The organism is Streptomyces sp. NPDC050211 (assembly GCF_040656035.1).
In the GTDB taxonomy this organism is placed as follows: domain Bacteria; phylum Actinomycetota; class Actinomycetes; order Streptomycetales; family Streptomycetaceae; genus Streptomyces.
On record NZ_JBFALC010000136.1, the window covers coordinates 1 to 10,315 of the forward strand.

The following is a 10,315-nucleotide window of genomic DNA, read 5'->3' on the forward strand; positions in this document are numbered from 1 at the left end:
GGCGCATCTTCCGCCGATCCCGGTGCAGCCCGAATCGAATGTCGTCAATCTCCGCGGCTGTCCTCACTCTGGAGCGGCAACGCTGAAAGACCTCACTGAGAGCCACAAGCGGCAGAGCCTTTTCAACCACACCCGGCGTCCCTGGGTGGGTGAACCATACGAAGGGCTCACCGCCTCCCGCAGAACAACGTAGGGAGCCTTTTCAGCGTGGCCACTGATCGGATGACGGCGTCGGTGCCCGCAACGCACAAGGCTCCCGTGCCGTTGGAGGAGGTGTTCGAAGTCTCAACCCACCGGCGCAGGAGCCCTGTTGGTTGCCCATCCTGCCGCACTCGACCTGCCTCACAAGCTCGTCGAGTGGGTCACGATGCTCATCGTCACCCGTGAGGGTGACCGCCGCTGCAAGCTTCCACCGCACCAGCGTGCTCTGGTCGGTCTGGTGTACCTCCGCCGGCACGACACCCTCGCCCAGCTCGCTGCCGGCTTCGGTATCGCCGTCGGCACCGCCCACGCCTACGCGGCAGCCGCCGTCGACCTGCTCGCCGACCGTTCCCCCGGACTGCTGCGTGCCTTGCGTGAGGCCGACCCGGACTACGTCCTGCTGGACGGCACCCTGGCGGAGGGCGACCGGGTCGGCGTCAGCCGGGCCGACTTCTCCCACAAGCACCGTCGGCACGGGGCGTACGTGCAGGCGGTGACCGACCCTGCCGGGGAACTGTTGTGGATCTCACCCGCCCTGCCCGGCCGCGCGCACGACCTGACCGCGGCCCGCACCCACCGGATCATCCGGATCTGCGAACGCCAGGGCATCCCGGTCCTGGCCGACCGTGCCTACATCGGAGCCGGCCCGTGGGTGACGACAGCCCTCAGACGCCCGCCGGGCGGTGATCTCACGCCCACCCAACAGACCGTCAACCGCCGCACCGTCAGCCGCACGGGCACCAGTCGAGCGCGGCGTCGCACGGCTGAAGTCGTGGCGGATCTTCCGCAGGTCCCGATGCAGCCCGAATCGAATGTCGTCAATCGCCGCCGCCGTCCCCACCCTGGAGCGGCAAAGCTGAAAGAGCTCACTGGATCAGTTCCAGCTGGTGGGCGGCGCCGTCGACCAGGACCACCAGTAGCGGTGGTGCTGCGGGTCACGGGTTTCGGCCTGGTCGAACGCGGCGGTGATGACCTGGGCGGCGTCGTTGCGGACCGAGGCGGTGAGCCACTTCTGCTGGGCCTTGGGGCCCTTGCGCGGGGCAGGGTCGGCGTCGTGGGCGACCGCCGAGGTGGCCATCCTCTCGCGGCAGGTCTTCTCCCCGTCGGACAGGCGGGTGCGGAACGTGCGCCGGGCTCGCTCGGTGGCCTTGCGGGTCGAATCGCCCTTTGGAGTGTTCCACCAACTCCTCGATTTTCGGCGGGAATTGGTCGATCATCCGCAGGCGGCGGGCCGTCTCCTGGGGAGAGAGCCCGGCCTCACGGAGGTCGATGTACGTCTGAACGGTCTTCGGATCGCACCCGGCCAGCTGGGCGGCTGAGAAGGCGCAGCGGGTCAGCTCGAACGCTTCGAGAATCTCTATGACATCCCTGGCAGACTCCGTCAACATCCCTCCGGGCCGGTGACAGCTGATCGCAAACAGCGCGAACCTGCCCGACGGGATCTTTCGTTGAGTGGGACCAGCGTGGAGATCACACGTCCGTACACCAGGACGTTTACAGGTTGTTGAAATAGAAGTTGGTGAGCCGTTCGACGGCGGCGTCGACGTATGCGGGTTCGTCGTACATTTCGTAGTGGCCGGCGCCGTCGATCACCATGAGGTCGACGGGGTTGGGGGCCAGCTTCCACAGCTGCATGCCCGCCTCGTAGGAGCCGGTGTTGCCGATGCGTCCGGCGAGGATGACCTGCAGTGGCTGGGTCATGAGCTGATCGGCCAGGTGGAACGCGTCGTAGCCCAGCAGGAGGGAGTCGCTGCGCGAGAGGCGGCGGTTGGTGGAGTGCTTGTTGCCGCCCCGCTCGGTGCAGTAGTAGGTGATGGCCTGGGTGGTGTCGATGTCGGTCAGCCCGGCTGCCGCGGCGTCCTCCAGGGTGTCGGGCAGCCAGTTCACACGGGTCACCTCGCCGGAGCGGGCCTCTTCGATGCGCGCGTCGGCGAGGGTGTCGAGCGCGGTGGCCGGACCGTCGGGCTGGAAGCTGCGGAACGACGTGCCAATGTTGCCGGGGACCACCGTGCCGATCGCCTTGATGCGGTGGTCCGTGCGGGCGGTGTGTACGGCGTAGCCGCCGCCGGCGCAGATGCCGAGGACGCCGATGCGGTGCGGGTCGATGACAGGGGTCGTGGTGAGCGCGTCGATGGCGTAGGAGATGTCCTCGCCGCGGCGGTAGGGGTCTTCGAGGTCACGGGGTCCGCCTTCACTCTGTCCTTGGTGAGCGGGGTCGAAGACGAGCGCCGCGATGCCGTGGGCGGCGAGACGGGATGCGTAGGTGGCGCCGATCTGCTCCTTCACGCTGCTGCCGGGCGTGGAAAGCACCACGGCGCGCAGCGGAGCGGCGTTGTCGGGCAGGTGGAGGGCGGCTGCGAGTTTGATCGGTCCGCGCGGGATCGTGATGTGCTGAAGCATGGGTGACGTCCTTCGTGAGATTGTTGCTCCGTAGACGTCCAGTACGAAACAGTCGCTGGTACGGTTTGGAACTAATACGAAACCGTACCACTTGGATGAGGGGCTCGCATGTCGGCCGACGGGGCGCAACTGTGGACGCTGAATCAGCGGCTGCTGAGTGTCGTGATGGACGCCTGTACGCAGGAGTTGGCCGAGCTCGGGCTGGACACGAAAGAATTCTTCGTCCTGGCCGAGGTGGAAGCATCGCCGTACCCGGCCGAGATCGCAGCGGCGCTGCTGCTGCCCAAGGCGAGCGTGACGACCTACGTCCGCAACCTCGTCGCCAAAGGGTTCATCCGGCGCGAGATCGACGACGCGGACCTGCGGCGCCACAAGCTCACACTGACCGCTGAAGGTGTAGAGGCGCGGGATCGTGCACTTGCAGCCCTCGCCGCGGAGTACGACCGCAGGCTGGCAAGGATCACTCCACAGGACCGCACCGAACTGCAGCGCATCCTCCAGGAGATGCTGGCCTCGCCTGCGTGAGGCCATCGTTACGAGCGGCCCGCAGTCGGGCGACCGGCATTGCGCCGGGGCCGAGCGGCGGGGGCCGGAGAGGACTCGTTCCCGGAAGGCGGCGTCGGTGCAACGACCCGCGGTCGCGGCGATGTCCTTATAGCCAACCCCGCTCCCGTGCGAGCCGCACCGCCGCGTGCCGGTTCTCCGCGCCGAGCTTGCTCGCGGCCGACGACAGGTAGTTCCGTACGGTCCCCTCGGCGAGCGCGGCGCGTTCGGCGATCTCCGTGACGGGCGCCCCGTCGGCGGCGTGCTCCAGCACCTCGGCCTCGCGCGCGGTCAGCGGCGAGTCCCCGGCGGAGATCGCGTCGGCGGCCAACTCGGGGTCGACGTACCGGTTTCCGGCGTGCACCGTGCGGATCAGTTCGGCGAGCCGCTGGGCGCTGACCGTCTTGGGGACGAACCCGCGCACCCCGGCCGCGAGCGCCCGCTTGAGATGCCCGGGGCGCCCGTGACTGGTCACGATCAGTACCTGGCAGTCGGGCAGCTCGGCCCGCAGCGATGTGGCGACCTTGACACCGTCGGCGCCGGGCATCTGGAGGTCGAGGACGGCGACGTCCGGCGCGTGCGCCAGCGCCATCGCCAGCGCCTCCGTACCGGTGGCCGCCTCGGCGACCACGACCAGGTCCTCTTCCAGGGACAGCAGAGCCGCCAACGCCCCGCGGATGAGGTGCTCGTCGTTGGCGAGCAGTACGCGCACGGTAGCCGTCACGACGCCACCCTCAGTGCGGCTCGCGCCCCGACAGCCGGCAGCGGCACCTCGGCCGTCAGCCGGAACACGCCCTCGCCGACGGTTCCCGCCTCCAGTGTGCCGCCCACCGCGGCCAGCCGCTCCCGCAGGCCCGCGAGCCCGGAGCCACCGGTCCCGGCGGGCGCGTCCGCGTCGGGCGAGGAGTCCCGCCACTGTGTGACCCCGTCGTTCTCCACCGTCAGCACTACCCGCCCTTGCGACATCAGCACTGTCACGGCGACCTTCTTCGCGTCCCCGTGCCGCAGCACGTTCGTGGTCGCCTCCCGCACCACCCAGCCGAGGGCCGACTGCACCGCGGAGGGCAGTCCCTCCGTCTCGTCGGTGACCTCCGCGACGATCCCGGCCGCCGAGAGCACACCGCGGGCGCCGGCCAGTTCGACCTCCAAGGCGGCCTCCCGATAGCCGCGTACGACATCCCGGACCTCCCGCTGCGACTCTTGCGCGATGCGCTGCGCCTCGATCACCTGCTCCACCGCCTCGGGCCGCCCGCGCCGGGCCAGCTGGACCGCCAGTTCGCTCTTGAGGGCGATCACCGCCAGGTTCCGTCCCATCACGTCGTGCAGGTCCCGGCCGAACCGCAGCCGCTCCTCTGCGACGGCGAGCCGGGCCCGGGTCTCCTTGGCCTCGTCGAGCGTGAAGACCACGTTGAGGAGCCAGACGGAGAGCATCGCGGTGACGGCGAGGAACGCTCCGGCCAACAGCAGGACACAGGCGATGATCAGCGCGGCGAGCCACGGCATGCCCACGGCGAACGACACGACACCCGCGCCCGCCGCGAAACCGCTCACCAGCCTGATGACGCGCCGCCGGTCGTTATGCACCCCGAGCGCGATCACGCCGACGCCGAAGCCCTGTAGGCCCACGAACACGCTGAGGGCCATGCTCTCGACATTCTCGCCGGCGGGGCCGTGCTCCGCGATGCCGACGGCGACGATCGCGAGGACCGCGGTGATGGCGCCGAGCAGCCACAGCTGACGTAGCGGCTGTGGACGGTGTCCGAGTGTCCAGTCCAGGGCCCGTGAGGCGGTCGCCATGCACACCACGGCGTGCACGACGACCATCAGGGACAGCACGGTCGCGAGTCGTGGACTCGTCTGTCTGTAGGTCGCCAGTCCGATGCCGGCGATCTCGCTCACCCCGAAGACGTGGAACGACCACCGGGTGTACGTCTCCACCTTCTCCGGGGTGCTCTTGAGCCGCCACCATCTACATGGCCTGGGCATGAATCCGCCGTTCCCACTCGGTCCGAACGTCAGCGCCGCGGTTCCCACCGGAACCACCGCCGAACAGCGAACATCGCCAGGACGGTCCAGGCCACCGCCGTCGCCATGGCGCCCATCGTCTCGGCTCCGGACAGGTCGCCGGTCCAGCCGCCGCGCACCAGAGTGATGACGGGTGTCAGCGGCAGCAGTTCGCAGACGGAGGCCAGCCGGTCGGGGAGCAGCTCCAGCGGGACGAACATGCCGGAGCCGAGCATGGAAGCGAACATGAAGGGCAGCGGTGTGACCTGCGCGTTATCACTGGTCCTGGTGAAGCTCGCGGTGCCCGCCGCGAGCGCGGCGCACATCACCAGACCGAGCAGCAGACCGAGAACGGACAGGTGGATCGCGGACGGTGCGGACAGGTCGAGCAGCACGGCGCAGCCCACGGCGAGCAGCAGGGACTGCACGAGCGCGCTGAGCAGGGCCGGCGTCGCGGATCCGGCGAGGATCTCCACGTCGCGCAGCTCGCCGGTGTGCAGCCGTTTGAGGACGAGTTCCTCGCGCCGGACGACGAAGACGCCGACGAGGGCGGAGTAGACGGCGAACAGCAGGGAGAAGCCGATCGCGGCGGGCAGCATGAGGGTGCCGATGGTCAGTCCGGCCTCGGCGAGGTCCATCTCCTTGGCCGCCGCCCGCACGCTGAACGGCAGCACCAGCGGCACGAACAGCGCGGCGGCCAGGGCCCCCTTGTTCCGGCCGAGCAGGGTCAGCTCGGCGCGGGCGAGGGCGGTCATGCGCGTCCGCGGCGTGCTCGCCGCAGAGGTCACGGTGCGCGTGGTGGAGGCATTGGTCGTCGTGGCGCTCATGCCGCGTACTCCTGCGTCGTCTTCTGCGTCCCGGGCGTCGTTCCGTCGGCCGTCCTCGCGGACACCTTTTTGGCGATGCTCAGGAAGGCCTCCTCCAGGGAGGCCGAGCGCACGTCCAGGCGGCGCAGTTCCACTCCGGCCTGTCCGGCCCACACCAGCAGTCCGGTGGCCGCGCGTTGGAGTTCCTGCGTGCGCAGCTTGATCATCCGGCCGTCGACCTCGTGGTCGCTGACGCCCAGTGAGGCGAATGGTGGCAGGTCGGCCACGAAGTAGCCCGCGGGGAGTTCGAAGGAGATATGGGACGGCTGCGCGGCGGTCACCTCGGCCGGGGTGCCGGTGGCGGCGATTCGGCCCTCGTGCATGATCGCGAGCCGGTCGGCGAGGTGCTCGGCCTCCTCCAGGTAGTGCGTGGTCAGCAGCACGGTCGTACCGCGGTCGCGCAGCGCGCTCACCAACTCCCAGGTGTCGTGGCGGCCTTCGGCGTCCAGTCCGGTGCTGGGCTCGTCGAGGAAGAGCACCTCGGGGTCGCCGAGCAGGGCGAGCGCCAGGTCGAGGCGGCGTCGCTGGCCGCCGGAGAGCTGCTTCACGCGGGTGTCGGTCTTCGACGTCAGCCCGACCAGCCCCAGCACTTCCGCCGGCGGGCGGGCCCCGCTCACGCACCCCGCCCACATCCGTGCGGTCTCGGCGACGGTCAGTTCGGAGGGGAAGCCGCCCTCCTGGAGCATGACCCCGGTGCGGGGGCGTACGGCGGCCCGCTCGGTGTACGGGTCGTGCCCGAGGACGCGCACCCGGCCGCCGGCCGGAGCGGCGAGCCCCTCCAGCAGTTCGACCGTGGACGTCTTGCCGGCGCCGTTGGTGCCGAGCAGCGCGAAGACCTCGCCACGGCTTACGGAGAAGTCGATTCCGCGCACGGCCTCGAACCCGCCCCCGTACACACGCCGCAGGTCGGTGACCTCAATGACGTGTTCGTGTCTGTTGATTTGCATGCCTCAATCCTGTTCGTGGACAGGCGGGGAACCAGTGCCGCCCTGTCACCAGTCGGCATGACAAATGTCAGACCGGCGGCCGTGTGTGGGGGGCAGCCCTATGTGTGGGTCGACAAACTGCCGTCATGACATCGCCGGCGATCCCGCCGACCTGCGGCTCGACCGGCAGGTCAGGGACAACGGAGCCCAGATGTGAGACGCTCCGGCAGCCTCCCGCACCAGCTTGACGTCATTGCCCGGCTTGGGCAGGCATGGTGCTGGCCGCGAAGATGATCGGACAGGTCGGCGACATCGGGACTGCTGCGGAGTTCGGTGATACCCGACCTGGCTTTGCTGAGAGGCGGCCTGGAAGGATGTTGCAGTGTCCAAGCCGTATCCGAAGGAATGTCGGCGAGGGCGTCGTGCAGGTCGCACGATTCGCAAGCCCGGCGTCACGCTGGAACACAGCGCGCCGCCGACTCCGCCTAGAAGCTCCCGGCCAGCCGGTACCGCTGGCCGTCGAGGGTCACGATCGAGTGCAGTGTCGAGTTGGCCAGCTCCTCGACGTGGACAACGGTCGCACCGCTGGCCTCACGCCAGGAGAACGAGGTATGTCTGCGGACGGATCTCCACGATCTCGACGTCGGCCGCCTCGCTGTGACCATCGGTCGCCATCCTCATCACCGCTGGCCACCATGTAGGTCATTCGCGTGCCGACGCGCAGGTCACCCCCAGCTGCAACTGCCAAGATCTCCTGTGAACCTCTTGCCGGCGAGCTGAGCTGGCATGACTAGACTCCTCCCCTCAGGCGCGTCGGGCGAGGGAGTTGAACCTGCAACTCACTAGGTGTGCAATGTACGACGAAGGCTTCGCCGCTTGGCAAGCCGGGAGAGGTGGATGGCCGATTGTCTGATCTCACGACGCCTTGGTCGGACGAACGGCGGGCCAGGCCCCGGGTGCTGCAGGAGCAGAGAGAGGACTGGCAGTCACTGGTCATCCTCGCTCACCTGGTCGAAGCCGAGCTCGAGCGACAGACGCGGCACGACGCCGGCATCCCGCACAGCCACTTCAAGATCCTCGCGTTGCTCGCCGGCGCAGATCGGCACACCATGGGTCTAACTCGACTGAGCCGGGCACTACGATTCCAGAAGAGCCGCCTGTCACATGCGCTCCGCTCACTTGAGGCTGACGGATTGCTGCGCCGCGAGGACACTCCCGAAAAGGGCCGTGCCTACCAGGCCGTCCTCACGCGGCGTGGCCTCGACCTCGTGGAACGGGTGTTGCCGCTACAGGACGTCTTCGCTTGGGACACGGTCCTCGCCGGCCTCAGCGCGACCGAGGTTACGCACCTGCGCACCATCGCCGAGAAGATCATCGCGAACCTGGACGATCGGCCAGAGTGACCTCGCCGGTGCCCACATCTATGTTATGGGGTCGAGGCGCTGTCGCCTCCGGATCTGCGGGTCAAGACCAGTGCCGCAACCTCGCATCCCTGGGCGACGTGTTGACGCATGAGTCGCTCAGCACGCTTGCTTAAACCAGGCCGCTCGCGCGGAGCTCCGGAGTGATCCGCATGACCCGTACGCCTTCTACGCTTCTCGAACTTCGGTTTGGACCTTGGGAATCCGCCCCGGTGAGCGCGGTGTCGGCGGCCTTCTGCGTGCCGCGCTGGTGCGCTCATCAGGTCAATGGCGGGCCAGGCTGGGACGGGTTCAGGCCCAGCGCCAGGTCACCGACAAGAGCAACGAGATCCCCTGTGGGTGCCCGAAACTGGGCCGTCCCATGTGACCTGCGTGTATTCGTGGATCAAGCCGCCGAGTAGGTCGCGGCGGATGACCTTGTCGTGCGGGTCATTCGGGTTGGGGAGTGGTCGCAGCGGCGCTGCTTGGCGGAGGGCGCGGTGTGGGCGATGAGTATGGAAGTGCGTCTCGTACACCCACCGACCCTGCATCCCCGCCAGGAACAGGAGATCCGGACCTTGCGTCCAATACGCTTGATCTCGTTCGGCCACTTCCACGGGCGCGATGATCAGTATCCCTCGATTGGCCTTCCCCGAACTACTGGTCGAGGTGAACCTCGTCGCCAAAGTCCGACCGGATCGCACACAGGGCCTTGTTCAGCGAAGAGCGATACCCGTGCCCGCAGAACGGAGCGCCTCCTTGAGGAGGCCCGCACCAGGGCCCGCCAGCCAGCGGTCGAAGCGCAGCAGGAAGGGGAACTCCGCACGCAACGCGTCGAGGTTCGCGTTTCCTACCAGCCTGCCGGAGTCAACGAGCGCTGCCGATCCGCCGAGGGCCTCATTCTGCTCCAGCAGCGTCGTCGGCAGGCGGCTGTAGCTGATCAGCCGACCAGTGGCCTGGGTCAGATGATCGGCCAGGGCCTTGCCGGTGAGAGCGTCACCGGCGATCTCCACGGTGCGTCCGGCGTGGCGATCGGGTGAGCCGAAGACCGCGGCGACGATCCGGCCGATATCGCGTACCGCGATGAACTGCATGGCCTGGTCGGGGCGCATCAGGAAAGAGATCTGTCCCCGGTCGAGGCCCATTCCGGGGAGCATCAGGCTCTCCATGAACGTGGCCGGCCGAATTATGGAGCTGGCGATGTCCAGATTCCGGACATGGGCCTCGATACGGCTCTTGGTGTCGAGATGGGCGACGCCCGTCGGTGTCGGCCCCGCAGCGACCGTCGAGCTGTAGACGAGGTGGGCGACGCCGCAGCGCTCGGCGATGTCGGCCACCGTCGTGCCGAAGCGGATTTCGTCCTCGTCGGTCACGTCGGCGTCGGCCTGGCCTGAATTCGGCTGGACGCTGAAGACGCCATGGGCGTCGGAGAAGGCTGCGCGGAGCGACTCCGGATCGCCGAGGTCACCGCGAACGGTCTCGATGCCGGCGGCGGAGAGGGATCGGGCCCGCTGGCCGGACGGATCACGCACGACCGCGCGAACCGCCCAGCCGTCGTCCCGCAGCGCCGCGGCGACCGATCCTCCCTGCTATCCCGTGGCGCCCAGGACGACGACGGTTTTGTTGATATTGATCATGCCAATCACAACTACCCGGGCGTAAGGCCTATTCCGAGCCAGTGGCCTGGTGAAAGCGATCCGCAGGGTCATGCTTGGTGCCGTCTATCAGCGCTGCCGGGTCCGCCATGTCCGCAACATCCTGGTTGTGATCCGGGAAGGATAGGCCGAGATGGTCGCTGCGGCGATCCGCACGGCCTTCGCCCAACCCACCGCGGACGCGGTCCGCACCCACCTCGACACCGTTGGCGACATGCTCGGCCTTAGCCTCGCGCTTTCACGAGGTGGGCTGTCCAAGCGCTGATCAGAAACACGGAAAGTGCCCTTGACCTGCAACGATAGGACTTGCTGAGGGTCCT

At 68.3% G+C, this 10,315-nt stretch carries 8 protein-coding genes and 4 pseudogenes; 5 read left to right on the forward strand and 7 right to left on the reverse strand.

Going from position 1 to position 10,315, the window contains the following annotated elements; all coding sequences use genetic code 11:
- Together AB0I98_RS48905 and AB0I98_RS48910 are read left to right on the forward strand one after the other, a co-directional pair.
- Positions 1 to 86: pseudogene (locus tag AB0I98_RS48905) on the forward strand (IS5/IS1182 family transposase); the annotation flags it as partial.
- A 224-nt stretch (positions 87 to 310) separates the two neighbouring features.
- Positions 311 to 1,061, forward strand: a pseudogene (locus AB0I98_RS48910) (transposase family protein).
- A gap of 12 nt (positions 1,062 to 1,073) precedes the next feature.
- On the opposite strand, the pseudogene AB0I98_RS48915 reads toward AB0I98_RS48910, so the two are convergent.
- A pseudogene (locus AB0I98_RS48915) lies at positions 1,074 to 1,321 on the reverse strand (ISKra4 family transposase); the annotation flags it as partial.
- A gap of 374 nt (positions 1,322 to 1,695) precedes the next feature.
- On the reverse strand, positions 1,696 to 2,601 hold the full coding sequence (locus AB0I98_RS48920; RefSeq protein WP_362952863.1) for an alpha/beta hydrolase: 906 nt from the start codon (positions 2,599 to 2,601) through the stop codon (positions 1,696 to 1,698).
- 108 nt (positions 2,602 to 2,709) lie between these two features.
- Here AB0I98_RS48920 and AB0I98_RS48925 point away from each other — a divergent pair, with 108 nt between their 5' ends.
- On the forward strand, positions 2,710 to 3,126 hold the full coding sequence (locus AB0I98_RS48925; RefSeq protein WP_362952866.1) for a MarR family transcriptional regulator: 417 nt from the start codon (positions 2,710 to 2,712) through the stop codon (positions 3,124 to 3,126).
- Between the two features lie 127 nt (positions 3,127 to 3,253).
- Here the strand turns inward: AB0I98_RS48925 and AB0I98_RS48930 are convergent, their stop codons facing one another.
- The 4 genes from AB0I98_RS48930 to AB0I98_RS48945 are packed head-to-tail and all read right to left on the reverse strand — an operon-like array spanning position 3,254 to position 6,961.
- Positions 3,254 to 3,868, reverse strand: a complete 615-nt coding sequence (locus AB0I98_RS48930) for a response regulator transcription factor (protein ID WP_362952868.1) — start codon at positions 3,866 to 3,868, stop codon at positions 3,254 to 3,256.
- Positions 3,865 to 5,130, reverse strand: a complete 1,266-nt coding sequence (locus AB0I98_RS48935) for a sensor histidine kinase (RefSeq protein ID WP_362952878.1) — start codon at positions 5,128 to 5,130, stop codon at positions 3,865 to 3,867. The genes AB0I98_RS48930 and AB0I98_RS48935 overlap by 4 nt, the downstream gene beginning before the upstream one ends.
- Positions 5,131 to 5,159: 29 nt before the next feature.
- Positions 5,160 to 5,975 carry an ABC transporter permease gene (locus AB0I98_RS48940; protein ID WP_362952870.1) on the reverse strand — a complete coding sequence of 272 codons (816 nt, stop codon included), beginning with the start codon at positions 5,973 to 5,975 and terminating at the stop codon, positions 5,160 to 5,162.
- Positions 5,972 to 6,961, reverse strand: a complete 990-nt coding sequence (locus AB0I98_RS48945) for an ABC transporter ATP-binding protein (protein ID WP_362952872.1) — start codon at positions 6,959 to 6,961, stop codon at positions 5,972 to 5,974. The genes AB0I98_RS48940 and AB0I98_RS48945 overlap by 4 nt, the downstream gene beginning before the upstream one ends.
- Before the next feature lie 884 nt (positions 6,962 to 7,845).
- Here AB0I98_RS48945 and AB0I98_RS48950 point away from each other — a divergent pair.
- Positions 7,846 to 8,343, forward strand: a complete 498-nt coding sequence (locus AB0I98_RS48950) for a MarR family transcriptional regulator (protein WP_362952874.1) — start codon at positions 7,846 to 7,848, stop codon at positions 8,341 to 8,343.
- A gap of 713 nt (positions 8,344 to 9,056) precedes the next feature.
- On the opposite strand, the pseudogene AB0I98_RS48955 reads toward AB0I98_RS48950, so the two are convergent.
- Positions 9,057 to 9,917: pseudogene (locus AB0I98_RS48955) on the reverse strand (NmrA/HSCARG family protein); the annotation flags it as partial.
- 109 nt (positions 9,918 to 10,026) lie between these two features.
- Between AB0I98_RS48955 and AB0I98_RS48960 the strand changes: the two are divergent.
- The gene (locus AB0I98_RS48960; protein WP_362952876.1) at positions 10,027 to 10,122 is read left to right on the forward strand and encodes a hypothetical protein; all 96 of its coding nucleotides are present in this window, start codon (positions 10,027 to 10,029) and stop codon (positions 10,120 to 10,122) included.
- Positions 10,123 to 10,315: the final 193 nt, after the last annotated feature.

Bases quoted from the DNA above. Each gene is read 5' to 3' on its own strand.
- AB0I98_RS48935 (WP_362952878.1), bottom strand. From the start codon at position 5,130: ATGCCCAGGCCATGTAGATGGTGGCGGCTCAAGAGCACCCCGGAGAAG.
- AB0I98_RS48925 (WP_362952866.1), top strand. From the start codon at position 2,710: ATGTCGGCCGACGGGGCGCAACTGTGGACGCTGAATCAGCGGCTGCTG.
- AB0I98_RS48940 (WP_362952870.1), bottom strand. From the start codon at position 5,975: ATGAGCGCCACGACGACCAATGCCTCCACCACGCGCACCGTGACCTCT.
- AB0I98_RS48920 (WP_362952863.1), bottom strand. From the start codon at position 2,601: ATGCTTCAGCACATCACGATCCCGCGCGGACCGATCAAACTCGCAGCC.
- AB0I98_RS48945 (WP_362952872.1), bottom strand. From the start codon at position 6,961: ATGCAAATCAACAGACACGAACACGTCATTGAGGTCACCGACCTGCGG.